Source organism: Streptomyces flavovariabilis (assembly GCF_000725785.1).
Lineage (GTDB): Bacteria > Actinomycetota > Actinomycetes > Streptomycetales > Streptomycetaceae > Streptomyces > Streptomyces hawaiiensis.
Map to the genome: position 1 here is coordinate 68785 of NZ_JNXD01000018.1, position 22935 is coordinate 91719.

The 22935-nt window shown below is 71.6% G+C and carries 26 protein-coding genes; 11 read left to right on the forward strand and 15 right to left on the reverse strand.

The genetic code is table 11. The annotated features are described in order from the left end of the window. Positions 1–14 precede the first annotated feature (14 nt). Positions 15–1601 (reverse strand): D-alanyl-D-alanine carboxypeptidase/D-alanyl-D-alanine endopeptidase, encoded by a 1587-nt coding sequence (dacB, locus tag IO24_RS0128155; protein WP_031140317.1) that lies wholly within the window; start codon positions 1599–1601, stop codon positions 15–17. A 79-nt stretch (positions 1602–1680) separates the two neighbouring features. Between dacB and IO24_RS0128160 the strand changes: the two genes are divergently transcribed. Continuing rightward, on the forward strand, positions 1681–2172 hold the full coding sequence (locus tag IO24_RS0128160; protein ID WP_007452023.1) for an inorganic diphosphatase: 492 nt from the start codon (positions 1681–1683) through the stop codon (positions 2170–2172). A 118-nt stretch (positions 2173–2290) separates the two neighbouring features. Next, positions 2291–3988 (forward strand): threonine/serine exporter family protein, encoded by a 1698-nt coding sequence (locus IO24_RS0128165; protein WP_031140320.1) that lies wholly within the window; start codon positions 2291–2293, stop codon positions 3986–3988. 24 nt (positions 3989–4012) lie between these two features. On the opposite strand, the gene IO24_RS0128170 is transcribed toward IO24_RS0128165, so the two are convergent. Then, positions 4013–4921 carry a DedA family protein gene (locus IO24_RS0128170; protein WP_031140322.1) on the reverse strand — a complete coding sequence of 303 codons (909 nt, stop codon included), beginning with the start codon at positions 4919–4921 and terminating at the stop codon, positions 4013–4015. Between the two features lie 134 nt (positions 4922–5055). Here IO24_RS0128170 and IO24_RS0128175 point away from each other — a divergent pair, with 134 nt between their 5' ends. Further along, positions 5056–5421 (forward strand): YbjQ family protein, encoded by a 366-nt coding sequence (locus tag IO24_RS0128175; RefSeq protein ID WP_031140325.1) that lies wholly within the window; start codon positions 5056–5058, stop codon positions 5419–5421. 19 nt (positions 5422–5440) lie between these two features. On the opposite strand, the gene IO24_RS0128180 is transcribed toward IO24_RS0128175, so the two are convergent. Then, positions 5441–6202 carry a MerR family transcriptional regulator gene (locus IO24_RS0128180; protein ID WP_031140328.1) on the reverse strand — a complete coding sequence of 254 codons (762 nt, stop codon included), beginning with the start codon at positions 6200–6202 and terminating at the stop codon, positions 5441–5443. Between the two features lie 102 nt (positions 6203–6304). Between IO24_RS0128180 and IO24_RS0128185 the strand changes: the two genes are divergently transcribed. Beyond that, a complete protein-coding gene (locus IO24_RS0128185; protein WP_031140330.1) occupies positions 6305–7591 on the forward strand; it encodes an ion channel protein in 1287 nt (428 codons plus the stop codon). A 33-nt stretch (positions 7592–7624) separates the two neighbouring features. Continuing rightward, complete coding sequence (gad, locus tag IO24_RS0128190; RefSeq protein WP_031140332.1) at positions 7625–9031, forward strand: glutamate decarboxylase; 1407 nt, start codon at positions 7625–7627, stop codon at positions 9029–9031. An 88-nt stretch (positions 9032–9119) separates the two neighbouring features. Here the strand turns inward: gad and IO24_RS0128195 are convergent, their stop codons facing one another. The 6 genes from IO24_RS0128195 to IO24_RS0128220 all read right to left on the reverse strand — a co-directional run bounded on the left by IO24_RS0128195 (position 9120) and on the right by IO24_RS0128220 (position 14613). Further along, positions 9120–9881 (reverse strand): ABC transporter permease, encoded by a 762-nt coding sequence (locus IO24_RS0128195; RefSeq protein ID WP_031140334.1) that lies wholly within the window; start codon positions 9879–9881, stop codon positions 9120–9122. Further along, the gene (locus IO24_RS0128200; RefSeq protein ID WP_031140335.1) at positions 9878–10828 is read right to left on the reverse strand and encodes a daunorubicin resistance protein DrrA family ABC transporter ATP-binding protein; all 951 of its coding nucleotides are present in this window, start codon (positions 10826–10828) and stop codon (positions 9878–9880) included. The genes IO24_RS0128195 and IO24_RS0128200 overlap by 4 nt, the downstream gene beginning before the upstream one ends. A 72-nt stretch (positions 10829–10900) precedes the next feature. Further along, positions 10901–11542, reverse strand: coding sequence for a PadR family transcriptional regulator (locus IO24_RS0128205; RefSeq protein ID WP_031140336.1), 642 nt, complete (start codon positions 11540–11542; stop codon positions 10901–10903). A 10-nt stretch (positions 11543–11552) separates the two neighbouring features. Then, the gene (locus IO24_RS0128210) at positions 11553–12104 is read right to left on the reverse strand and encodes a DinB family protein (RefSeq protein WP_031140338.1); all 552 of its coding nucleotides are present in this window, start codon (positions 12102–12104) and stop codon (positions 11553–11555) included. A gap of 104 nt (positions 12105–12208) precedes the next feature. Then, positions 12209–13672, reverse strand: a complete 1464-nt coding sequence (locus IO24_RS0128215; protein ID WP_031140340.1) for an aldehyde dehydrogenase family protein — start codon at positions 13670–13672, stop codon at positions 12209–12211. Between the two features lie 116 nt (positions 13673–13788). After that, positions 13789–14613 (reverse strand): helix-turn-helix domain-containing protein, encoded by an 825-nt coding sequence (locus tag IO24_RS0128220; protein WP_045296611.1) that lies wholly within the window; start codon positions 14611–14613, stop codon positions 13789–13791. A 363-nt stretch (positions 14614–14976) separates the two neighbouring features. Between IO24_RS0128220 and IO24_RS0128225 the strand changes: the two genes are divergently transcribed. Next, positions 14977–15468: an ATP-binding protein gene (locus tag IO24_RS0128225; protein ID WP_037668636.1), complete on the forward strand. Its 492-nt coding sequence runs from the start codon at positions 14977–14979 to the stop codon at positions 15466–15468. Positions 15469–15560: 92 nt separating this feature from the next. On the opposite strand, the gene IO24_RS0128230 is transcribed toward IO24_RS0128225, so the two are convergent. The 5 genes from IO24_RS0128230 to rpmG all read right to left on the reverse strand — a co-directional run bounded on the left by IO24_RS0128230 (position 15561) and on the right by rpmG (position 18322). Next, positions 15561–15779 carry a DUF397 domain-containing protein gene (locus IO24_RS0128230; RefSeq protein WP_045296613.1) on the reverse strand — a complete coding sequence of 73 codons (219 nt, stop codon included), beginning with the start codon at positions 15777–15779 and terminating at the stop codon, positions 15561–15563. 689 nt (positions 15780–16468) lie between these two features. Then, a complete protein-coding gene (gene rpsR / locus IO24_RS0128235; protein ID WP_031140346.1) occupies positions 16469–16702 on the reverse strand; it encodes a 30S ribosomal protein S18 in 234 nt (77 codons plus the stop codon). 6 nt (positions 16703–16708) lie between these two features. Further along, the gene (locus IO24_RS0128240; RefSeq protein ID WP_031140348.1) at positions 16709–17902 is read right to left on the reverse strand and encodes a CobW family GTP-binding protein; all 1194 of its coding nucleotides are present in this window, start codon (positions 17900–17902) and stop codon (positions 16709–16711) included. Positions 17903–17906: 4 nt separating this feature from the next. Further along, entirely contained in the window at positions 17907–18155 is a 249-nt protein-coding gene (locus IO24_RS0128245) for a type B 50S ribosomal protein L31 (protein ID WP_031140350.1), read from the reverse strand. Between the two features lie 2 nt (positions 18156–18157). Beyond that, positions 18158–18322 (reverse strand): 50S ribosomal protein L33, encoded by a 165-nt coding sequence (rpmG, locus tag IO24_RS0128250; RefSeq protein ID WP_003991959.1) that lies wholly within the window; start codon positions 18320–18322, stop codon positions 18158–18160. A 64-nt stretch (positions 18323–18386) separates the two neighbouring features. Between rpmG and rpmB the strand changes: the two genes are divergently transcribed. The 4 genes from rpmB (at position 18387) to IO24_RS0128270 (ending at position 20936) form a co-directional block, all read left to right on the forward strand. Continuing rightward, positions 18387–18623, forward strand: a complete 237-nt coding sequence (gene rpmB, locus IO24_RS0128255) for a 50S ribosomal protein L28 (protein WP_031140353.1) — start codon at positions 18387–18389, stop codon at positions 18621–18623. After that, positions 18623–18928 carry a 30S ribosomal protein S14 gene (rpsN, locus tag IO24_RS0128260; RefSeq protein ID WP_031140355.1) on the forward strand — a complete coding sequence of 102 codons (306 nt, stop codon included), beginning with the start codon at positions 18623–18625 and terminating at the stop codon, positions 18926–18928. Before rpmB ends, rpsN begins: the two co-directional genes overlap by 1 nt. 125 nt (positions 18929–19053) lie before the next feature. Continuing rightward, complete coding sequence (locus IO24_RS0128265; RefSeq protein ID WP_031140357.1) at positions 19054–19560, forward strand: hypothetical protein; 507 nt, start codon at positions 19054–19056, stop codon at positions 19558–19560. Between the two features lie 836 nt (positions 19561–20396). Continuing rightward, complete coding sequence (locus IO24_RS0128270) at positions 20397–20936, forward strand: DUF4232 domain-containing protein (protein WP_031140359.1); 540 nt, start codon at positions 20397–20399, stop codon at positions 20934–20936. Positions 20937–20957: 21 nt separating this feature from the next. On the opposite strand, the gene IO24_RS0128275 is transcribed toward IO24_RS0128270, so the two are convergent. Continuing rightward, positions 20958–22070, reverse strand: coding sequence for a DUF2786 domain-containing protein (locus tag IO24_RS0128275; RefSeq protein ID WP_031140361.1), 1113 nt, complete (start codon positions 22068–22070; stop codon positions 20958–20960). Between the two features lie 97 nt (positions 22071–22167). Here IO24_RS0128275 and IO24_RS0128280 point away from each other — a divergent pair, with 97 nt between their 5' ends. After that, the gene (locus tag IO24_RS0128280; protein WP_031140363.1) at positions 22168–22908 is read left to right on the forward strand and encodes a Clp protease N-terminal domain-containing protein; all 741 of its coding nucleotides are present in this window, start codon (positions 22168–22170) and stop codon (positions 22906–22908) included. Positions 22909–22935 lie beyond the last annotated feature (27 nt).

Genomic DNA, 22935 nt, shown 5'->3' on the forward strand with positions numbered 1-22935 from the left:
CTGCCGGACCCCGTTCACCTGCAGCCGCAGGCCGCCAGTGCGCTCGCCACTCTGTCCAGGGCTTTCTGGGTCGTCGCGGGGAGGGTCCCGTCGGTGCCGGTGGCCATGAACGCGAAGGCCAGCAGGCGGCCGTCCTCGTCGACCAGGGTGCCCGCGAGGGTGTGGACGCCCGAGAGGGTGCCGGTCTTGGCGCGGACGACGCCGGATGCTCCGTCCGTGTAACGGGTGGTCAGGGTGCCGGTGAAGCCGGCGACGGGGAGGCCGGTGAGGGCCGGGCGGAGCTCGGGGTGGGAGGGGTCGGCCGCTTTCGCGAGCAGCGCGGTGAGGAGGCCGGGGGTCAGTCGGCCGGCGCGGTTCAGGCCGCTGCCGTCCTTGAAGGCGGCGCCCGTCAGGGGGAGGCCGAGCCCCCGCAGCTGTGCGCTGATGGCCTTGCCGGCGCCGGCGAAGTCGGCCCGGTTGCCCGTGGCGATCGCCGTCTGGCGGGCGAGGGCCTCGGCGATGTCGTTGTCGCTGTTGGTCAGCATGCGTTCGACGACGGCGGAGAGCGGGGGCGAGGAGACCGCCGCGAGGGTCTTGGCGCGGGTCGTGGCCTTGGACGGGCCGGGGGCCGTCGTCTTGACGCCGTGGGACTTCAGGAGGTCCCCGAAGCGGCGGGCCGCGTCCGCCGCCGGGTCCGGCACGCGCTCGACCGGGCCGCTCGTCGAGTCGTTCGTGCGGCCTTCGTCTGCCATCAGGGGGCTGACGCGGGCGAGATTGCCGTCGACCCCGATCGGGTGCATTTCGTCGCCCGCGTAGAGAGTCGTGTCGTAGGAGAGGGTCACCTCGCGGATGCCTCGGTCGGCGAGGGCGGCGGCCGTCCCGGCGGCCAGGGTGCGCAGGCTCGCCGCGCCGTCGGTGCTCTCGCGGGCCGTGAGGGTGGGGTCGCCGCCGCCGACCAGGACGACTTCCCTCGTGTCGGGTTCCAGCGCGGCACGGGTGGTGAGGCGGTGGTCGGCGCCCATCGCGGACAGCGCGGCGACGGCCGTGGCGACCTTCGTCGTCGAGGCCGGGGTTAGCGCGGCGTCCGAGGCCTTGCCGAACAGGCGCCTGCCGGTGGTCACGTCGATGACCGCCGCGGCGGGCCGGGGGCCGAGTGCCGGGTCCTTGAGCAGGGGCGTGAGGGCGTCCGTGAGGGCCTTGCCGTCCGGGGCGGACTTCACGGTGCTGACGCCGCCGAGGCCGGTCAGCACCGGTCCGGCGCTGGGGGCGGGCCGGGGCCGGCCGGGTGCGCCGGGGGCGGAGCCGTGATCTGTGCCACCCGCGCGGCCCAGGGCCACTGCCCGGTCCCGCTCGGCCGTACGCTGACCCGAGGAGTCCCAGGGGCCGGCGGCGGTCACCACCCCGGCGGCCAGTGCGAGTCCGGCGGTGGCGGCGCCTGCGGTGTACTGCCAGGTCTTGGATCGCGTAACCTGCGTGACCTGCGGTTTCCCGGCTCGTGCGAGCCGCGCGAGCTGTGGTTTCGTGGCCGCTGCGGCCCGGGCCAGGCGCGGTCGTACGGCATCCGCGAGCCGCACCACGTGCGGTTTCGCGGCTCGCCAAGGCCTCAGCTCTGGCACGACCACCAGCCCCTTTCGCGATCACACACCTGCGTGAGGGACACTTAACCACCAGAACTATGTGTTGATCATGGAGGAGCCACCGGTGGAGTTCGACGTCACGATCGAGATTCCGAAGGGTTCGCGCAACAAGTACGAGGTGGACCACGAGACCGGTCGTATCCGCCTGGACCGGCGACTCTTCACCTCGACCGCCTACCCGACCGACTACGGTTTCGTCGAGAACACCCTCGGCGAGGACGGCGACCCGCTGGACGCGCTGGTCATCCTCGACGAGCCGACGTTCCCGGGCTGCCTGATCCGCTGCCGGGCGATCGGCATGTTCCGCATGACGGACGAGGCGGGCGGCGACGACAAGCTGCTGTGCGTGCCGTCGACGGACCCGCGTGTGGAGCACCTGCGCGACATCCACCACGTGTCGGAGTTCGACCGCCTGGAGATCCAGCACTTCTTCGAGGTCTACAAGGACCTGGAGCCCGGCAAGTCCGTCGAGGGCGCCGACTGGGTGGGCCGCACCGACGCCGAGGCCGAGATCGAGCGGTCCTACAAGCGCTTCAAGGACCAGGGCGGTCACTGACCCCTCTGCTGATACTCACGGGCCGCACGCCTGCGCGTGCGGCCCGTTCGTCCGTCTGTGCGCATACTGAGGCTGTGGGGGGTACGAGGCTGACGTGTCGTACAGGGAGCGCCAGGCAGTGACGGACGCGGAGGACCGCAAACCGAAGTCGGACGAGGCGAGGAGTGCGTTCCTGCCTCCGGCCGGGACCGGCGTCGACGGGGACATGTCCACGACGTCGGAGTTCGCCATCCCCGAGGGACTGGCCTTCCACCGCACGGCTCCCACGGAGTCCGAGACCACCTCCGAGTTCGCCGTGCCGCAGGGGCTGGACGTCCACGGGGCGCCCTCGGCGGAGCAGGAGGGGTCGGCGTTCACCCCACCGAGCACGTACAGCACGAAGCACGCCCTGACGGCCTTCACGCCGCCGAGCGGGATCCCCGTGGTCAGCCTGACCAAGGACGTGCCCTGGCAGGACCGGATGCGCACGATGCTGCGCATGCCGGTGGCGGAGCGGCCGGCGCCGGAGGCGATCCAGCGCGGCGGCGACGAGAGCGGGCCCGCGGTGCCGCGCGTGCTCGACCTGACGCTGCGTATCGGCGAGTTGCTGCTGGCGGGCGGTGAGGGGGCCGAGGACGTGGAGGCGGCCATGTTCGCCGTCTGCCGGTCCTACGGGCTGGACCGCTGCGAGCCCAACGTCACGTTCACGCTGCTGGCGATCTCCTATCAGCCGTCCCTGGTCGACGACCCGATCACGGCGTCGCGGACCGTGCGGCGCCGGGGCACCGACTACACGCGGCTGGCGGCCGTGTACCAGCTGGTGGACGACCTCAGCGACGACGAGACGGCGGTCTCGCTGGAGGAGGCCTACCGGCGGCTGGCGGAGATCCGCCGTAACCGGCACCCCTACCCCGGCTGGGCGCTGACCGGTGCGAGCGGGCTGCTGGCGGGTGCGGCGTCCGTGCTCGTGGGCGGCGACCTGATCGTGTTCGTCGCGGCGGCGCTGGGCGCGATGCTCGGTGACCGGCTGGCGTGGCTGTGCGCGGGGCGTGGGCTGCCGGAGTTCTACCAGTTCACCGTGGCCGCGACGCCGCCGGCCGCGATCGGGATCGCGCTGACGCTGGCCCACGTCGATGTGAAGGCGTCGGCGGTGATCACCGGTGGGCTGTTCGCGCTGCTGCCCGGGCGGGCGCTGGTGGCGGGCGTGCAGGACGGTCTGACCGGCTTCTACATCACCGCGTCCGCGCGTCTGCTGGAGGTCATGTACTTCTTCGTGGGCATCGTCGCGGGTGTGCTGCTGGTGCTGTACTTCGGCGTGCAGCTGGGGGCGCGGCTGAACCCCGACCAGGCGCTCGGGGCCTCCGACGACCCGGTGATGATGATCGGCGCCTCGATGCTGCTGTCACTGGCGTTCGCGGTGCTGCTCCAGCAGGAACGATCCACCGTGGTGTGGGTGACGCTGAACGGCGGTGTCGCGTGGGTCGTGTACGGCGCGATGCACTACGTGGGGGACATCTCGCCGGTGGCCTCGACGGCGGCGGCCGCGGGGCTGGTGGGACTCTTCGGGCAGTTGCTGTCCCGGTACCAGTTCGCCTCCGCCCTGCCCTACACGACGGCGGCGATCGGACCCCTGCTGCCGGGTTCCGCGACGTACTTCGGGCTGCTGGCGATCGCGCAGAACGAGGTGGACGAAGGACTGGTGTCGCTGTCGAAGGCGGTGGCGCTCGCCATGGCCATCGCCATCGGGGTGAACCTCGGGTCGGAGATCTCCCGGATGTTCCTGCGGATCGGGTCCGCGGAGAAGCGGCGGGCCGCCAAGCGGACCAGGGGTTTCTAGGGTCCACCGGCGGCCGCGGGCGGCTCAGTAGCCGTTGTTGTAGGGGCCCTGCTGCGTGCCGTACGGCTGCTGCGGCTGCTGCGGCTGCTGCGGCTGCTGCGGCTGCTGCGGCTGCTGCTGCCGGCCGTAGCCCGGGCTCTGCGGGTACTGGCCGTAGTACTGCTGGTCGTCGTAGCCGTTCTGGTGGCCGTACGGGGGCTGCTGCGGCTGGTGGTGGGGCGGCTGGCCGTCCGGGGTGATGCGGCGGAGCTGGGTCGTCGCGTCGTCCATGGCGGGGGCCTGCTGCCGTTCCGCCGGGGCCTGCGCCGCGGCGCGCTTCTTCTGCGAACGGTCGCGCAGGTACTCGACGATGATGGGGACGACCGAGAGCAGGACGATGAGGATGAGGATCGGCTCGACGTTCTTCTTGATGAAGTCGATCTGACCGAGCCAGTAACCCGCGAGGGTGACGCCGGTGCCCCAGGCGATGCCCCCGATGACGTTGTACGTCAGGAACGTGCGGTACTTCATGCGGCCGGCGCCGGCCACGATGGGGGCGAAGGTGCGCACGATGGGGACGAAGCGGGCCAGGACGATGGCCTTGGGGCCGTACTTCTCCATGAACTCGTGGGCCTTGTCCAGGTTCTCCTGTTTGAAGAGCTTGGAGTTGGGGCGGTTGAAGAGCTTCGGGCCCAGGAACTTGCCGATCATGTAGCCCACTTGGTCACCGATGACGGCGGCGAGCACGATCAAAGTGCAGACCAGCCACAGCGGCTGGGTGATGTAGGTGCCCTCCGCCACGAACAGACCCGCCGTGAACAGCAGGGAGTCACCCGGCAGGAAGGCGAAGAGACCGGACTCCGCGAAGACGATGAGCAGGATGCCGGGCAGGCTGAACGTCGAGATCAGGTAGTCCGGGCTGAGCCACTCGGGGCCGAGCGCAAGCGTGGTCACGGGGATGTGGCTCCTGCTGCTGTGGGGTACGGGCTGGGCTGGCTGCCTCAAAGTATCAACGCAGCCGTCATGGCCCAGGTTCCATGGGCGTACTCAGGATGCACTGTGCGCGGTCCCGGTCAAAGCTGTGAACCATGGGCATCGATGAATACGGCGGCGGACAGGGCCCGGAGCCCGACGTCCTGGTCGTCACCACGAACGACGTACCCGGCTACCACGTGCGGGAGGTGCTCGGCGAGGTCTTCGGCCTGACGGTGCGCTCCCGGCACCTGGGGAGCCAGATCGGCGCCGGGCTGAAGTCGATGGTCGGAGGCGAGCTGCGCGGGCTCACCAAGACGCTCGTGCAGACCCGCAACCAGGCGATGGAACGGCTCGTCGAACAGGCACGCGCGCGTGGCGCCAACGGCGTCCTCGCGTTCCGCTTCGACGTGACGGAGGCGGCGGACGTGGGCACCGAGGTGTGCGCGTACGGCACGGCGGTGGTCCTGACCCGGGAGTGAGTCACTCCCGGGTCGGGGATCAGGAGGTGTGCCGCGCGGCGTTCGCGGTGATCGCGTCCCTCAGGTGCTCGGCGAGACCCGGGCGCATCGCGTCGTAGAACGCCTTGAACCGCTCGTCGGAGACGTACATCTCCCCCAGGCAGCGGTGGAGCTCGTGGGAGCACTCGTAGAACCACGTGCAGATGTGCTGCCGGTGCTCTTCCGCCAGGGTCATGGCCGCCTCGCCGGCGGGCGGCTCGTCCGCCGACATCAGGGCGCCGTAGCGCTCCGCCCAGTCGGCGGCCTCGGCCTGGATGCGCTTCCAGTCCTCCTTGGTGTAGCTCGCGGTACGGCGCTGCGACTCGGCGTACTCGTCCGTGTCGCCCCAGCGCGCCTCCACCTCGTCGGCGTACTGCTCCGGGTCCTTGCCCCCGAAGACCTCGAACTTCTCCTCGGGCGTGAGGTTGAGTCCCATCTTGCGTGCCTCCATGGCGTGCTCCACGGCCGCCGCCATCTTCCGCAGCTTCTCGATCCGGGCGGTCAGCAGCCGGTGCTGGCGGCGCAGGTGTGCGCGCGGGTCCGCGTCCGGGTCGTCGAGCAGGGCGGCGACCTCCTCGAGCGGGAAGCCGAGCTCCCGGTAGAACAGGATCTGCTGCAGCCGGTCGAGGTCGGCGTTGTTGTAGCGCCGGTGGCCCGCGTGGCTGCGTTCGCTCGGGACGAGCAGGCCGATGTCGTCGTAGTGGTGCAGCGTGCGCACCGTGACACCGGCGAAGCCCGCGACCTGTCCCACGGAGTAGCTCACTTCCGCTCCCTTCTTCTTCCGCGCTCCACGGTCGGGCCTCACGCCACGTGAGGTGCAAGCGTGTTTCCGGTTTGTCCTCTTTGGTGCGTTTATGGTGTGCGCGTGGTCCAGGATTCCGCGCAGCAGGCGCCCTCCGTCACCCCCGCGACTCCCGCCCGCACACTGATGCCGACGATCCTGCCCGCTCTGGCCGTGGGCATCCTGTCCAGCCTGGTCCTGGTCGGGGTGGAAGTCGCCGCCGAGGAGCTCCAGAACGTGCTCTGGGGGCCGCTGCCGGACGCGCTGGGGATCGGCCGGTACTCCGTGGCGTGGATGTTCGTGATGCTCTTCGCGACAGGCGTCGCGGTCGGGCTCGTGGTGTGGAAGGCGCCGGGGCACGCCGGCCCGGATCCGGCGACCATCGGACTGGACGCCCCCGTGCTGCCGCCCGTCGTGCTGCCGGGGCTGCTGCTGGTGACCGCGCTGATGCTGGCCGGCGGACCCAGCCTCGGCCCCGAGAACCCCGTCATCACCGTGAACGTCGCCCTGGCGGCCTGGCTGGGCGCCCGGCTCGTGCCGCGGGCGCCGGGCCGGGTCTGGCCGGCGCTGGCCGAGGCGGCGACGATCGGCGCCCTGTTCGGCACGCCGGTCGCGGCGGCCCTGGTGATCTCCGAGGCGCTGGCCGGGAAGGAGACCCGCGGACTGCTGTGGGACAACGTCTTCGCCCCGCTCACCGCCGCCACGGCCGGAGCCCTCACCGCCACCCTCATCGACCATCCGAGCTTCGACCTGGACCTGCCCTCCTTCGGCCGGCCGGACTGGAGCGACCTGCTGGCGGCGGCCGTCGTCGCCGCCGTGGCCGCAGTGCTCGGCATGGCCGCCGTGCGGGCCTTCCCCTACGTGCACGGCGTCTTCCGCCGGCTGCGCCACCCGATGCTGATGCTCCCGGCGGGCGGCCTGGTACTGGGCGCCCTCGCGGCCCTCGGCGGGCATCTGACGCTGTTCAAGGGGCTCGAAGAGATCGCCGAGCTCGCGCGGGACCCGGACAGCCGGTCGGCCGGGGAGTACGCCCTGCTGACGGTCGTGAAGCTGGCCGCGCTGCTGGTCGCCGCGTCCTGCGGCTTCCGGGGCGGGCGCATCTTCCCGGCGGTGTTCGCCGGCACCGCCCTGGGCCTGGGCGCCCACGCCCTGGTGCCCGGGGTGCACCCCTCGATCGGCGTCTCGGCCGCCGTGCTCGGACTGCTGCTGGCCATCACCCGGCAGGGCTGGGTGAGCCTGTTCGTCGCCGCGGTGCTGGTCGCGTCGCCGGCGATCATCGCCGTGCTCTGCGTCGCCTCGCTGCCCGCCTGGCTGCTGGTGACGGGCCGGCCGCAGATGCAGCTGCGGCCGGACGGCACACCGGTCCGCTGAAGCCCCCCTCTCGAAACCACCCTGGAGGCACCCATGCCGCTCCACGAAGGCCCCCACCGGCCCGGCGAACGCCGCCTGTCCGTCAACCCCTTCTACGGTCCCGCCAACCCGCTCGGCGACATGGCCGAGGCCCCGCCCACCCACCGGCTCCCGGACCAGCCCATGGCACCGGCGACCGCCCACCAGCTGGTGCGCGACGAGCTGATGCTCGACGGCAACGCGCGGCTGAACCTCGCCACCTTCGTCACCACCTGGATGGAGCCCGAGGCCGGGGTTCTGATGGCGGAGTGCCGGGACAAGAACATGATCGACAAGGACGAGTATCCGCGCACCGCCGAGCTGGAGCGGCGCTGCGTGGCGATGCTCGCCGACCTGTGGAACGCACCCGACCCGGCGACCGCCGTGGGGTGTTCGACGACCGGGTCGAGCGAGGCGTGCATGCTCGCCGGGATGGCGCTGAAGCGGCGCTGGGCCAAGCGCAACGCCGACCGCTACCCCGCGGCCCGTCCCAATCTGGTGATGGGCGTGAACGTGCAGGTCTGCTGGGAGAAGTTCTGCAATTTCTGGGAGGTGGAGGCCCGGCTGGTGCCCATGGAGGGCGAGCGGTTCCACCTCGATCCGCAGGCCGCCGCCGAGCTGTGCGACGAGAACACCATCGGGGTCGTCGGCATCCTGGGCTCCACCTTCGACGGGTCCTACGAGCCGGTCGCCGAGCTGTGCGCGGCGCTGGACGCGGTGCAGGAGCGGACCGGGCTCGACATCCCCGTGCACGTCGACGGGGCGTCCGGGGCCATGGTCGCGCCGTTCCTCGACGAGGACCTCGTGTGGGACTTCCGGCTGCCGAGGGTGGCGTCGATCAACACCTCGGGGCACAAGTACGGGCTGGTCTACCCGGGGGTCGGCTGGGCGCTGTGGCGGGACGCGGAGGCGCTGCCGGAGGAGCTGGTGTTCCGGGTGAACTACCTGGGCGGCGACATGCCGACGTTCGCGCTGAACTTCTCGCGGCCGGGCGCGCAGGTCGTGGCGCAGTACTACACGTTCCTGCGGCTGGGCCGGGACGGCTACCGGGCGGTACAGCAGGCCGCGCGGGACGTGGCCACGGGGCTCGCCGGGCGGGTCGAGGAGCTCGGCGACTTCCGGCTGCTGACCCGGGGCGAGCAGTTGCCGGTGTTCGCCTTCACGACCGCGCCGGATGTGACGGCGTACGACGTCTTCGACGTGTCCCGGCGGTTGCGCGAGAGCGGCTGGCTGGTGCCCGCGTACACGTTCCCGCCGAACCGGGAGGATCTGTCCGTGCTGCGGGTGGTGTGCCGCAACGGCTTCTCCGCCGACCTCGCGGAACTGCTCGCGCAGGACCTGGAGCGGCTGCTGCCGGATCTGCGCCGGCAGCCGCACCCCCTGACCCGGGACAAGGGTGCGGCGACCGGGTTCCACCACTGAGGGGTCGGGCGAAGCGCCCTGAAGGGGCGCGGGGAACTGCGCGACCGGCCACGATGGCGCCGCGGACGAACGACGGCACGCCGGCGGGCTACCGGCTCAGCCGCCCGAACCTCCGTACCGCCAGCGGGAAGAAGGCCGCCAGCAGGGCCAGGGGCCACAACACGGCCGCCCAGAGGTGCCCGGACTCCGTGCCGGGCACACCGAACAGGTCCCGTACGGCCGTGGCGGTGTGGGACATCGGGTTCCACTCGACGACCGTACCCAGCCAGCCGGGCATGGAGCCGGGGGCGGCCAGGGCGTTGGAGAGGAAGCCGACCGGCCAGACCAGGATCTGCACGGCCTGGACCATCTCCGGCTTCCCCGCCACCAGGGCCAGGTGGATGCCGATCCACAGCATGGCGAACCGGAACAGGAGCAGCAGGCCCACGGCCCCGAGCAGGGCCGTCGGGCCGCCGCCGGGACGCCAGCCGAGTGCGGCACCCACGCCGATGAGCACGACCAGGGCCATCGCCGACTGGAGCATGTCGGCGGCCGAACGGCCCACCAGTACCGCCCCGTTGGCCATGGGCATCGAGCGGAAGCGGTCGATCACGCCCTTGTTGAGGTCCTGCGTGACGGCGAGCATCGTGCCCTCCAGGCCGAAGGCCATGGTGAGCGCGAGCATGCCGGGGATCAGGTAGTCGCGGTACTCGCCGCTCACGCCCCGGCCGCCGCCGACGAGGTAGCCGAACATCAGCAGCAGCATCACCGGGAAGACCAGGTTGACGACCAGCTGCACCGGCTGCCGTCCCCAGCGGGCGAGTTCCCGTCGGGTCATGGTCCACGAGTCGGTCACGGCGTGGGCGCTCACGCGGCCTCCTTCACCCGGCGGTCGTCCCCGGTGAGGTGCAGGAACACCTCGTCCAGAGTCGGGCGGCGCAGGGCGACGTCCTCCGCCTCGATCCCGGCCTCCTGGAGGGCCCGTACGACACCGGAGAGCGCCTCCATGCGGTCGGTCACCGGGGCGCTCAGCAGGCGGCGGTCGGCATCGACGCCGGCCCCGGTGAGGGGCAACAGGGCCAGCGCCGCGCCCAGTTGGCCGGCGTCGCGCAGGACCACGTCGATGCGGTCGCCGCCCGTCTCGGCCTTCAGCTCGTCGGCCGTGCCCTCGGCGATGACCCGGCCGGCGTCGACGACCGAGATGCGGTCGGCGAGCTGGTCGGCCTCCTCCAGGTACTGCGTGGTGAGCAGGACCGTCGTACCGCCGCCGACCAGGGAGCGGACGGAGGCCCACACCTCGGCGCGGCCGCGCGGGTCGAGGCCGGTGGTGGGCTCGTCCAGGAACAGCACCTCCGGCTCGGTGATCAGGGAGGCGGCGAGGTCCAGGCGGCGCCGCATGCCGCCGCTGTACTGCCGGACCGCCTTGCGGCCGGTGTCGGCCAGGTCGAAGCGTTCCAGGAGTTCTCCGGCACGCGCGCGTGCCCGCTTCGCGCCCAGGTGGTGCAGCCGGCCGAACAGCTCCAGGTTCTGCCGGCCGCCGAGCTCCTCGTCGAGCGCGGCGTGCTGGCCGAGCAGGCCGATGCGCAGCCGGACGGCGTACGCCTCACGGACCACGTCGTGCCCGGCCACCTGGATCCGGCCCGCGTCGGGCCGCAGCAGGGTGGACAGGACCCTCACCAGGGTGGTCTTGCCCGCCCCGTTCGGGCCGAGCACCCCGTGCACCGTGCCGCGCGCGACCGTGAGGTCGAGCCCGGCCAGTGCCTTCTTGCCGCCGTACGTCTTCTCCGCGCCTTCGACGATGATCGCCGTGTCGGCCATGGGTCCCCTTCGCTAGTCAAACTTGACTACGAGCTCAAACGTAAACCCGCCCGAGTCATTCGTCAAACTTGATTAGTCGGCGTCTCCGGGGTGCCGCTCCCCCGTCGCGTACGGGTTCTCCTCGTCGTCGGCCAGGATGCCGACAAACGGGTCGCCCTCGTCGGCGAAGGTGTAGGCGCCGCCCTCGATGCGCTCGATGAGACCGTGAGTCCACTCGGCCTCGGAGTCGGCCGTGTGGACCCACATGTTCATGATCTCGCCGATGTGCCCGAGCTGCCCGGGGCCCTCCTCGGGCACGTAGTGCTCCAGGACGGAGGCCCGCCACTGCTCGATCCTGTGGGTCCGCTCCTTCAGCAGCGCGACCGCCTCCGCCCGCGGCAGGTCGACGACGAAACCGACGGCGGCCGTCTTCACGTCCCCGCGCTGGTCGTAGGTGACCAGCGCCTCCCGCAGCAGCCGGAAGTACTCCTCGGCGCCCGGCCCGGTGATCTCGTACTCCGTGCGCGGCGGGCCGCCGGCCGTGGACGGGGCGATCTCGTGCGCGTGCAGCAGCCCCTGCTTCGCCAGCTGCTTCAGGGCGTGGTAGATCGAGCCGGGCTTGGCGCTGGACCACTCGTGCGCGCCCCAGAACTCCAGGTCGTTGCGCACCTGGTAGCCGTGGGCCCGCCCGTGCATGCGGACCGCGCCGAGCACGAGGAGACGGATCGCTGACATACGGTCCAGGTTAGGACCCGGCGGCCACCTGCTGTTCCTCGGCCACCAGCTCGAAGGCGGTCCTGCCGTCCAGGGACTCCCGGATGATGTCGGCGTGGCCGGCGTGCCGGGCCGTCTCGCGGATGAGGTGGAGACAGAGCCAGCGCATCGAGAGCCACTCGTCCTTCGGATTCCACGAGGTCGCCGGCAGCTCGAAGGTTTCGTCCAGGCTGGGTACCGCGCGGATGAACGCCTCCGTCTCGGCCGCCACCTTCTCGTAGTACGCGAGCTGCGACTCCACACTCTCGTCACCGACCAGCCGGAAGCACTCGTGCCAGTTCGACTCGTCCCGGTGGACGGCCGGCGGCTCCCCCTTGGCCCGGGCGACCCAGCCCTGCTCCACCTCGGTGACGTGCTTGAGCAGTCCGGCCAGGGACAGCTCGCTGGCACTGGGGCGGGAGGACGCCTGCTCGTCCGTGAGGCCCAGCAGCGCCCGCCGGATGCCGCCGCGCTGCTCGGCGATGAAGGACAGGAGCGCTCCGCGCTCGTCGCCGTGTGCCTCCGAGGGAACGTGAGTGACCATGACCGCCGCCTTTCGCCGCTCGGGGGCTTCTCCCCCTGACACCGACCAAGCTACGGACCCTTGCGGTCAGCTTCTGTCCGCAAGGGTCCGGGCGCCGGAAGGCTCTAGAACGGGAACCCGCTCCGGCCGTGCTGCACCGAGATCCACTTGGTCGTGGTGAACGAGTCCAGCATCGTGTCGCCGTTGAGCCGGCCGATGCCCGAGTGCTTCTCACCGCCGAACGGGACGATCGGCTCGTCGTGCACGGTGCCGTCGTTCACGTGGAACATGCCCGTGTCGATCTGCTTGGCGAAGTTCACACCGCGCTCGATGTTCCCGGTGTGGACGGCGCCGCTCAGCCCGTAGGGGGTGTCGTTGACGAGGCGCACGGCCTCCTCCTCGCCGTCGAACGGGACGAGGAACGCGACCGGCCCGAAGACCTCCTGCCTGAGCAGCGCCGAGTCGGCGGGGACGTCCGTCAGCACGGACGGCTCGAGGAGGTTGTCGGTCCGTGCGCCGCGCACCAGGGCCGTGGCGCCCTCGGCGAGGGCCTGCTCGACCACACCGGAGACGGCGTCCGCCTGCGAGGAGTTGATGACCGGGCCGATGACGGTCTCCGGGTCGCGCGGGTCGCCCGCCTTGAGGGTCTTCACCTTGGCGACGAACTTCTCGGTGAACTCGTCCGCGATCGAACGGTCGACCAGGACCCGGTTGGCGGCCATGCAGACCTGGCCCTGATGGACGTACCGGCTGAAGACGGCCGCGTCGACGGCGTAGTCGATGTCCGCGTCGTCGAGGACCACCAGGGCGCTGTTGCCGCCCAGTTCGAGGACGGAGCGCTTGAACAGCCGGGCGCAGACGGTCGCCACGTGCCGGCCGACCTGGTCGGAGCCGGTGAAGGAGATGACCTTGGGGACCGGGTGCTCGAGGAAGGCGTCGCCGATCTCCGCGATGTCGGTGATGACGACGTTCAGCAGACCGCCGGGCAGCCCCGCGTCCTCGAAGAGCTTCGCGACCAGGGAGCCGCCGACGATCGGCGTGTTCTGGTGCGGCTTGAGCACCACGGCGTTGCCGAGCGCGAGGGCCGGGGCGACGGACTTGATCGACAGCAGGAACGGGAAGTTGAAGGGGCTGATCACGCCCACGACACCGACCGGCACGCGATAGACGCGGTTCTCCTTGCCGTCCACCGGCGAGGGGATGATCCGGCCCTCGGGGGCCAGCGCCAGATGGACCGCCTCGCGCAGGAACTCCTTGGCGAGGTGCAGCTCGAAGGCGGCCTTCAGGCGCGTGCCGCCGAGCTCGGCGATGATGGCCTCGGAGATCTCGGCCTCGCGCTCCTCGATCAGGCGCAGCGCCTTCTCGAAGACCGCCCGGCGGGCGTAGGGGTTGGTCGCGGCCCACTGCTTCTGGGCGCGGGCGGCCGCCCGGTACGCCTGATCGACCTCGTCGGCCGTGGCTATGGTGATCGACGCCAGCTTCTCGTCGTCGTACGGGTTGAAGTCGATGATGTCCCAGGAGCCGGTACCCGGGCGCCACTCACCGTCGATGTACTGCTGTGCAAGGTCGGTGAAGCAGGACGACGACATGTGTGATCCCTCGATCCCTGGCAGACCTCTGATCGCGCCTTCACGATCTGATCACACGTCATCGTACGTGTGTTTCAGGAGAGTTGGAGGGGCACTTCGAAGAGCTGAGGACCACTTCACGAGAGCTGAAGGAGACCCCGGAGAAGATCCCGGCTCTCCGAAGGGCCCGGGCTGTCGCTCTGGAGCTCCTTGAGCGCCTTCTCGTACTGGGTGACGTCCTCGGCCTTGTCCAGGTACAGCGCGCTGGTCAGCTGCTCCAGATAGACGACGTCCGAGAGGTCGGACTCCGGGAAGCTGAGGATCGTGAACGCGCCACTCTCGCCGGAGTGGCCGCCGAGACTGAACGGCACCACCTGCAGCCGTACGTTGGGCCGCTCGGAGATCTCGATGAGGTGCTGGAGCTGGCCGCGCATCACCTCGCGGCCGCCGTACGGGCGGCGCAGGGCGGCCTCGTCCAGGATGATGTGGAAGTCGGGCGCGCTCTCGTCGACGAGGTGCTTCTGCCGCTCCAGACGCAGCGCCACGCGCCGCTCGACATCGGCCTCGCCGGCCCCCTGCATGCCCCGACGGACCACCGCGCGGGCGTACGCCTCGGTCTGCAGCAGGCCGTGCACGAACTGCACCTCGTACGCCCGGATCAGCGAGGCGGCGCCCTCCAAGCCGACGTAGGTCGGGAACCAGCTGGGCAGCACGTCCGAGTAACTGTGCCACCACCCCGCGACGTTGGCCTCTTTCGCCAGGGACAGCAGGGAGGCGCGCTCCTGCTCGTCCGTGATGCCGTACAGGGTCAGCAGGTCCTCGACGTCTCTGGTCTTGAAGCTCACCCGGCCCAGCTCCATCCGGCTGATCTTCGACTCGGAGGCGCGGATCGAGTAGCCCGCCGCCTCGCGCGTGATGCCCCGCGCCTCACGCAGTCGCCTGAGTTGTGATCCGAGCAGCATGCGCCGCACCACCGATCCCGGCTCTCCCGCGCTCACGTTCGCCAGCCTCCCCAACGTCTTCAAGGGCCGCAGTCTGCCACTAAAACACTCCGAGCAGTACTCGTCCGGTTACGGAAACGGAATCGAGACGGTCGACGCTCGCGCGCGGAGCAAGAAGAAGGCAAGTGAACGGCCAAAGAGGGACGCGAAGATGACGGAAAAATTGACCAACAAGCGGTACGGGACATCTCATTCCGGTCACGTGCACGTGCATCTGCCCTTGCATCTGCTGTACGCATCCGAAACCATGGTCCCGCACCACCGCCGCATCGCACCGACCGCGAATTCCCGGGAGTGCCTCGCATGGGGACGAATGGATCGACCATGCTCGAGCCGTTACGGCAGGGCCTTCCGCCGCTGGATCCCGCGGCCGTGTCCGACGCCGCCTCCTGCGCCCTGCCCGCCCGCTACGAAGCGGTGCGCGAGGCGCGGCGGTTCACCCGCGGAACCCTCGACCAGTGGGACATGGGCGAGCGGTTCGACGACGTCTGCCTGGTGGTCTCGGAACTCGTCACCAACGCCCTGCGGCACGGCCTGCCGGCGAACGACGCGTGTGTCCGCCGTGAACCTCCCGTGCGACTGCACCTGATGCGGTGGACCGAGCGGCTGGTGTGCGCGGTGCGCGATCCCAGTCACGACAGTCCGGTCGCCCGGGAGACGGACGACTTCTCGGCCGAGTCGGGCCGCGGGCTGTTCCTCGTCGACTCCTTCAGCGACAGCTGGGGCTGGCATCCGCTCGCAGGGGCGCTCAGCGGCAAGGTGGTCTGGGCGCTGTTCCGGCTGCCGCGGACCGGTTCGCGGCCGAACGGGGAATGAGAAACCGCGGCGCTTCCTCGCGCCGCGGTTCTACGCGCGTCACCGCGTATTGAGTATCGATTGCCCCGATTTCTCTCGGGGCCGGCGGCTCGTCAGCCGCCCACCAGGTGGTCGAACTCGCCGTCCTTCACGCCCAGCAGCATCGCTTCGATCTCCGCACGGGTGTAGACCAGCGCCGGGCCGTCGGGGAAGCGTGAGTTGCGGACGGCCACGTCTCCGCCCGGCAGCCGGGCGAACTCCACGCACGAGCCCTGCGAGTTGCTGTGCCGGCTCTTCTGCCAGGCCACGCCGTGCAGCCCGGCGGCCGCCATACCGTTGTACACGTCGTGGTCCACAGGTCGCTCCCCGATGGTGCACTGGCTGGTGTGGCCATTGATGCAGTGGTCAACTGACCCGGATCATAGCCCTGTTCATGTGCAGACGCATGGGCAGATGCACGTGCACGCGGGGTGGTCCTGCGGTTACAGCTTTGACGACCGCTTCACCGAAGCTCTTGACTGTCTGACGGCTTGGCCCCGCCTCTCGTTCCCGGAGACCTGCGACGAAGTCGGCGGGTCCGGGGAGGTCCGGTGGAGGCGGAGCATCCGCTCGAGGGCGCGGCGAAGAGGTCCGGAGGCCGCAGCCGGAGACAGCGGGAGGTGAGACGCGGGACCGGGGGACGGCCGTTCGACCGGCCGGCCCGCATCCGGAAGACGGCCACTGCCTGCGGGGACGGGGAGAAATGGGCCGGTCGCAGGAGGGCGGGGTCATCCCCGCGGCCGGTGCCCTGCTCGGACCATCGCCGGACACCCGCTCGGCTTTTCGGCCCCCGGCGACCCGTGCGGCACGCACTCCGGGCCGCCCCGGCTCCAGAGCCCCGCAACGCCGGTCCGGGCCGGTCCTGAAAGCCGTCGGGGGTCACCGCACCGGGCAGCCGGCCGCGGCCTGCGGCCCGGGCGGAGCATGAGCAGGAGGTTCCCCACCCGTCAAGCGTGGGGAACCTCACCCGGACCGGATGCCTTCAGCGGCCGGCGTACGGCAGCAGCGCCATCTCGCGCGCGTTCTTGATGGCCTTGGCCAGCTGCCGCTGCTGCTGGGACGACACCCGGGTGACGCGGCGGCTGCGGATCTTGCCGCGGTCGGAGATGAACTTCCGCAGCAGGTCGGTGTCCTTGTAGTCGATGTACGTGATCCCGGCCTGGTACAGCGGGTTGGGCCGGTCCTTGGCGGGCTTGCGGTCGGGCTTGCGCTGCATGGGGGGTCAGACCTCCAGAAGGGTGTCGAAGGCGTGCGGCAGCCGCTGCCAGGCGTCAGGGCCGGCGGCGTACTCGGCGTCGGTCAGCAGGCAGGACTCCAGCAGTCGCTCCAGGCCGTCCCGGTCGAGGCCGGGCGAAGTGAAGACGAGGTGCTGGCAGCGGTCGCCGTGCTCGGGATGCCAGTCCAGCGCGGCGGCGGCACGGCGCACCGGCGGGACCATCTCCCAGGCCGCGTCCGGCAGGGAGGCCAGCCACGGGCCCGTGCTCTCCACGCACAGGGCCCCGCCCGCCGCGTCCCAGTGGAACAGCGTGTCGGGCTTGTCGGCGAGCCAGAACCGGCCCCGGCTGCGGGCGGCCGCGCAGGTCAGGTCCTCCAGTGCGGCGTAGAGCCGCTCCGGGTGGAAGGGGCGGCGCCGATTCCAGACCAGGGTGGAGACGCCGTGCGCGTCGGCCTCGGCGGGGAGCAGGGCGCAGGCCGGGTGCTGGGCGGCGGCGGCCGACTCGACGTCGAAGCCGGCCAGGGCGGCCTCGGCCAGGGCCGCGGACGGGCGGCGTCGGGGAGCGGGCACCGTCAAGTCGTCCACGGCCGCGTCCGCCGGGTCACCGTTCCCGATCGGGACCTGGCGGGCCGTCGGGTGCAGCTGTGCGAGCAGTTCCCGGTCCTCGTCGTCGGCCTCCGGGGAATCGGCGACGGCGAGCACGGGGGCGTACTCCAGCTGGCGCGCGAAGGTGTCGGCGACCGTGCGCTGGTCGGTGGTGGCGGCGGCGAGACCTCCGTCGGCCAGGTCGTCGCCGTTGCCGAGGTAGGGCAGGACCAGGGCCGGGTCGACGGCGGTGATCACGCCGGTGACGGTGAGCCCGCCGGCCGTGACCACCTCGGCCATGGCCTTGGGCTCCACGGAGTCCCACAGCTCGACGACGGCGAGACGGGTGCCGCCGGTGTCCCGCAGCCGCTCCAGCTCCGGCACGAGGTCCTCCCGCAGGGCACAGCAGGCGCAGTCGTTGACGAGGGGCGCCTCCCCCGCGTCGAGGAGGCCGGAGGCGTCCCTGATGGTCCGTACGACCGTGCCCGCGGCGGCCGTCGCCAGGTCGTGGTGGAGGACGACGCTGCCGGGCACGTCGGCGAGCAGCCGGGCGACGGCCGCCCTGCGGGCGTCGGCGTGCAGTCCGCCGACGATCACGACGGGGAGCTCGGGCATGGGGTCAGCCCTTCTTTCCGTACCGGCGCTCGAAGCGCTCCACGCGGCCGGCGGTGTCCAGGACGCGGGCCGTGCCGGTGTAGAAGGGGTGGCTGACGTCGGAGATCTCGACGTCGACGACCGGGTAGGTGTGGCCGTCCTCCCACTCGATCGTCTTCTCGCTCGTCATGGTCGAGCGGGTGAGGAAGGCGTAGTCCGCGGCACGGTCACGGAAGACGACGGGGCCGTACGCCGGGTGGATTCCCTCGCGCATGGTCAGCGCTCCTCTCGGAAGTCGACGTGGCGGCCGGCGACCGGATCGAACTTGCGCAGGGTCAGTCGGTCCGGGTCGTTGCGGCGGTTCTTGCGGGTCACGTAGGTGAAGCCGGTCCCGGCGGTGGACCGGAGCTTGATGACCGGACGGAGTTCGTTGCGTGCCATGCCGCTATGATACTGAAAATGAAATCCATTTCCAATGCCTGAGCAGAGAGGTACGTCACCACCCATGTCCGCGCACTGCATGCTGACCGGCACACAGCCGGGCTTCGGCAACCGCATCTCGCACTCCCACCGGCGCACGTCGCGCCGGTTCGACCCCAACATCCAGTCCAAGCGCTACTGGCTGCCGAGCGAGAGCCGGTACGTCCGGCTCCGGCTCAGCGCCAGGGGGATCAAAACCATCGACACGATCGGGATCGAGGCGGCCGTCGCCCGGATCCGCGCCAGGGGAGTGAGGGTCTGATGGCGAAGAAGAGCAAGATCGCGAAGAACGACCACCGGCAGGAGGTCGTCGCGCGGTACGCCGCCCGGCGGGCCGAACTGAAGGAGATCATCCGGCGGCCGTCGTCGACGGAGGCCGAACGGCTCGCCGCACAGGCGGAGCTGCGCAGGCAGCCACGCGACGCCAGCGCCACGCGGGTACGCAACCGCGACCAGGTGGACGGCCGGCCGCGCGGCTACTTCCGGGCGTTCGGGCTGTCCCGGGTGGGTCTGCGGGAGCAGGCGCACGCGGGGTATTTGCCCGGGGTGCGCAAGTCATCCTGGTAAGAGGCGTTCGCGGGGGCTCTTGACGGGCCCTGGTAGCTTGCTGCGGTCGTTCCGGCCAGGAGGCCGACCGGTGCCGTCCGCCGGTCGGCCGGCCGGCTACAGCTTGGGGGCTTGCAGTGACTTCGGTGATCTTCTTCCGGCGCTCCGGTGCCGTGCGCGTCGCGGCGGCGGCCGTGGGACTGGCGAGCGCGTTCACGCTGAGTGCGTGCAGCAGCGACGGCGGCTCGGGGGAGGACTCGGCGTCCAGCCCGGCTCCGTCGGCCTCGGCGTCCGCTTCGACGGGCGAGGACTCCGGCTCCGGTTCCGGCGGGTCGGCCGCTGGTGAGCTGGCGGGCAGCTGGCTGGCGACAACCGACGGCAAGGCCGTGGCCCTGGTCATCACCGGCAAGCAGGCCGCGCTGTTCGCCACCGGCGGGAGCGTGTGCAGCGGCACCGCGGGTGAGGAGTCCGGGATGCGGATGATCCGCCTGAAGTGCACGGACGGCTCCAAGGACCGGGCGGCCGGCATGGTCGACTCCGTGAACGGGAGCAGCCTGAAGGTCACCTGGGAGGGCGGCCTCGGAGCGGAGACCTACACGAAGGCCGAGGGCGGCAAACTGCCCACGGGCCTGCCGACGGCAAGCCTCGGCTGACACCCGCACCGTACGGTCCGGGCCCCGGACCGCCCACGAGCACCGCACCGCGGCCCGTCCGGCGTCGGGGGAATCGCCGGGGGCGCGTGCGGGGCTCAGCGAGGGCGTGCCCGCCCGGCGAGGGCGCGTGTGCCCGTCCGGCGGGCCCGGGGCATCGCACGCGGCGCGTGCCGGAGGAGCGGCGCGTGCGACCGTCGGCGGGCCCGCGCCACCGCAACCAACGCTCGCCGGAGAATCGGCGAGGGCGTACGCCCCACGAGGAGGCCCGGACTCCGCGAGCGGAGCACCCCGGAGGACCGGGAGGCGACCGCCCGACGGGCCCGCACCACCGCAACCCACGCTCGCCGGAGAACCGGCGAGGGCGTACGCCCCACGAGGAGGCCCGGACTTCGCGAGCGAAGCACCCCGGAGGACCGGGAGGCGACCGCCCGGCGGGCCCGCACCACCGCACGCGCGCCGGGGAATCGACCAAGGGCCTGCCGCCCCACCGGGGGCCGCGCCGCGATCGCAAGCGGCGCAGCCCGGAGGATCGGCCAGGGTACGCGCCCGTCCGGCGGGCCCTGGGCGCAGCCGTGACGCGTGCCGGAGGGTCGGCCGGGAAGCGCGCGCAGCGACAGGCCCGGGCCACCGCGACCGACGCGCGCCGGAGGGTCGGTCAGGACCCGCGCCCGACCGGCGGGTCCGCGGTGCCGCGACCGATGCGTGCCGGGGATCGGCGAGGGTGTGCCCGTCCGGCGTTCGGGGGAATCGTGGGGGGTGCGTGCCCGTCCGGGAGCCTCGTGCGTGATGATCCAGGGGCCCGAAGCCGCTCCCGTACGACTCGCCCAGAGGACCCCATGCGCACCTTCCCCCTCACCCTGGCCGCCGCCCTCGCCGCGACGGCCCTGCTGACCGGCTGCAGCGACGACAAGTCCGGTGGCGACGACGTCAAGAACGCGGACCGGCCGAGTGATGCGGCCTGCGCGATCGGCGACATGGGCGTGGAGGTCGGTGACGGTGCCGCCCCGGCCGCCGGGGACACCGGCACCGTGACGGTGACGCTCACCAACAAGGGCACGCAGTGCACGCTCAAGGGCTTCCCCGCGGTAGACCTGCTGGCCGACGACAAAACGACGTCCGTCTCCCCGGACGAGGGCGCGAAGCCCCAGTCGCTAACCCTCGGAAAGGGCGGCACCACGTCCTTCACGATCACCTACGTCCGGGGCGAGGCGGACTCGCCGAAGAGCCTCGACGTGCACAAGGCGTCCTTCACCCTGCCCGGCGACACCGAGGCCGCGCACGACCTGACGTGGTCGTACGGCGAGGTCGCCCGCAGGGACGGGGACGGCGGCGCGGCGCAGGCCTCGGTGAGCGGCTTCGAGACCTCGGGCGACTGACGGGAGATCAGCGCGGAGAGATCAGCGCAGCGGCGGCCGGTGCCGGACCTGGGCCCGGTCCGCCGCCTGCGCGCCCTCCGTCCAGCCCGCGGCGTCGTGCACCCCCCGCAGCCGGGTCGTGGTGGTCTCCGGGAACATCCGGTCCAGCCGCCCGGTGACGGCGACCTCGCGGGAGGCGAGGACCGGGAGCAGGTCGTCGGTCACCTGAGTCTGGGCGGCTGCCGCCAGGCGGGTTCCGATGCGGTGGGCGTAGGCGGCGAGGAAGGACTGCCGGAACGTCTTGGTGCGCTTGCGGCCCCCCGCCCGCTGCGCGGCCTCCGCCTTCGTCATCGCGGTCGTGGCCTGGACGAGGAGCGAGGTGTGGAGGAGTTCGACCGCCTCCAGGTCCGTTTCGAAGCCGACGACGGTGGAGAAGCCGAGGGGCTCGTTCCACACCGCCCGGCAGTGGTTGGCTGCGGCGACGGCGTCCAGCAGCACCGCCTTGGCCTGCTCGTACGGCGGTTCGACCCCGATCCGGCAGGCGCCGGGCGCGTCCGGCGACGGCGCCCGCGCCGCAAGCAGCGCCTCGTCGACACTGTGCCGGGCCATCAGCTCCTGCGCCTTGGCACTGAGCGCCTCGGCCTCCTCCGGGAACCCGGTGGCCTCCGCCTTGGCGAGCAGGGCACGGATGCGGGTGAGCATGCGGGACTCGGTCCTCGTTCCGCCGGGTGCCTCCCCGGGCGTCTCGTCGAGGGCCTCCAGGGCCGGCAGCCGCAGCAGCAGGCGGTACAGCTCCAGTACGGCGGTGGCGTGCGAGAAGCGGTCGGTGCGGTGCGGGGTGTCGGCGGGGAGTTCCGCGAGCTGCGCGTTCCAGCGGCGGCCCCGGGGGCCGTCGCCGGGTGCCTGTGCCCGGATCAGCGCGGCCACGAGGAGCACGTGCACGTCGTCGAGCGCGCGCCGGACGATCCGTACGACATCGGCCGGCTGCCAGCCGCGCCGCCAGGCTCCCGCCACGAACTCCTGCCCGCTCCCGGCGAGTTCGGCGTCCGCCGCCGGGTCGGCGGCGAGCAGGGACGCGCCGGTGTCGAGGCTCGTCTCGCCGGTGTCGTAGAGGGCCGATGCGAACGCGCGGTCGACGGTGCTGGACGTACTCACGGGCCGATCGTGCCATGCCGTCGCGTCCGGCCCGGAACCCGCTCGAAGATGTCAACCCGAGGTTGACAGTCGAAGGGGCGCAACCTACGGTTGACACATGGCGAACCCCGACACCACGTCATCCATCCGTCTCGACGACCTCATCGCGGCCATCAAGAAGGTCCACGAGGAGCCGCTCGACCAGCTTCAGGACGCGGTGATCGCCGCGGACCACCTGGGCGACGTCGCCGACCACCTGATCGGCCACTTCGTCGACCAGGCCCGGCGGTCCGGTGCGTCCTGGACCGACATCGGCAAGAGCATGGGCGTCACCCGGCAGGCCGCCCAGAAGCGGTTCGTGCCGAAGGAGTCGAACGACCTCGACCCGAGCCAGGGCTTCAGCCGCTACACCGAGCGCGCGCGGAACGTGGTCATGACCGCCCACAGCGAGTCCAGGGCCGCGCGCAACGCCGAGGGTGTGCCCGAGCACCTCGTCCTCGGACTGCTGGCCGAACCCGAGGGCCTCGCCGCGAAGGCGATCGTCGAGCAGGGCGTCCCGCTCGACACGGTCCGCGAGGCGGCGACGGCGGCGCTCCCGCCCGCCGTGGACGAGGTCCCGGAGCTGGTGCCGTACGGCCAGGCCGCCAAGAAGGTCCTGGAGCTCACCTTCCGCGAGGCCCTGCGCCTCGGCCACAACTACATCGGCACCGAGCACCTCCTGCTCGCCCTGCTGGAGCACGAGAACGGCCAGGGCGTCCTCAGTGGCCTCGGCATCGGCAAGGAGCCGACCGAGCGGTACGTGGCGGCGGTGCTGGAGAAGATCGTCCAGGCGCAGAAGAAGGTGCTGGACGAGTCCTGACGCCCCTCGTCCGGGCGGCGATCGCAA

Coding starts and splice junctions, on each gene's coding strand:
- IO24_RS0128230 (WP_045296613.1), bottom strand. CDS start 15,779: ATGGCGGCCGCCGGGCTGCACGGCGTGGCCTGGCAGAAGAGCCGGCAC.
- IO24_RS0128215 (WP_031140340.1), bottom strand. CDS start 13,672: ATGTCGTCGTCCTGCTTCACCGACCTTGCACAGCAGTACATCGACGGT.
- IO24_RS0128225 (WP_037668636.1), top strand. CDS start 14,977: ATGCTCGAGCCGTTACGGCAGGGCCTTCCGCCGCTGGATCCCGCGGCC.
- IO24_RS0128240 (WP_031140348.1), bottom strand. CDS start 17,902: ATGCCCGAGCTCCCCGTCGTGATCGTCGGCGGACTGCACGCCGACGCC.
- IO24_RS0128205 (WP_031140336.1), bottom strand. CDS start 11,542: ATGTCAGCGATCCGTCTCCTCGTGCTCGGCGCGGTCCGCATGCACGGG.
- rpmG (WP_003991959.1), bottom strand. CDS start 18,322: ATGGCACGCAACGAACTCCGTCCGGTCATCAAGCTCCGGTCCACCGCC.
- IO24_RS0128245 (WP_031140350.1), bottom strand. CDS start 18,155: ATGCGCGAGGGAATCCACCCGGCGTACGGCCCCGTCGTCTTCCGTGAC.
- IO24_RS0128210 (WP_031140338.1), bottom strand. CDS start 12,104: ATGGTCACTCACGTTCCCTCGGAGGCACACGGCGACGAGCGCGGAGCG.
- rpmB (WP_031140353.1), top strand. CDS start 18,387: ATGTCCGCGCACTGCATGCTGACCGGCACACAGCCGGGCTTCGGCAAC.
- gad (WP_031140332.1), top strand. CDS start 7,625: ATGCCGCTCCACGAAGGCCCCCACCGGCCCGGCGAACGCCGCCTGTCC.
- IO24_RS0128270 (WP_031140359.1), top strand. CDS start 20,397: ATGCGCACCTTCCCCCTCACCCTGGCCGCCGCCCTCGCCGCGACGGCC.
- IO24_RS0128280 (WP_031140363.1), top strand. CDS start 22,168: ATGGCGAACCCCGACACCACGTCATCCATCCGTCTCGACGACCTCATC.
- rpsR (WP_031140346.1), bottom strand. CDS start 16,702: ATGCAGCGCAAGCCCGACCGCAAGCCCGCCAAGGACCGGCCCAACCCG.
- rpsN (WP_031140355.1), top strand. CDS start 18,623: ATGGCGAAGAAGAGCAAGATCGCGAAGAACGACCACCGGCAGGAGGTC.
- IO24_RS0128220 (WP_045296611.1), bottom strand. CDS start 14,613: ATGCTGCTCGGATCACAACTCAGGCGACTGCGTGAGGCGCGGGGCATC.
- IO24_RS0128200 (WP_031140335.1), bottom strand. CDS start 10,828: ATGGCCGACACGGCGATCATCGTCGAAGGCGCGGAGAAGACGTACGGC.
- IO24_RS0128175 (WP_031140325.1), top strand. CDS start 5,056: ATGGGCATCGATGAATACGGCGGCGGACAGGGCCCGGAGCCCGACGTC.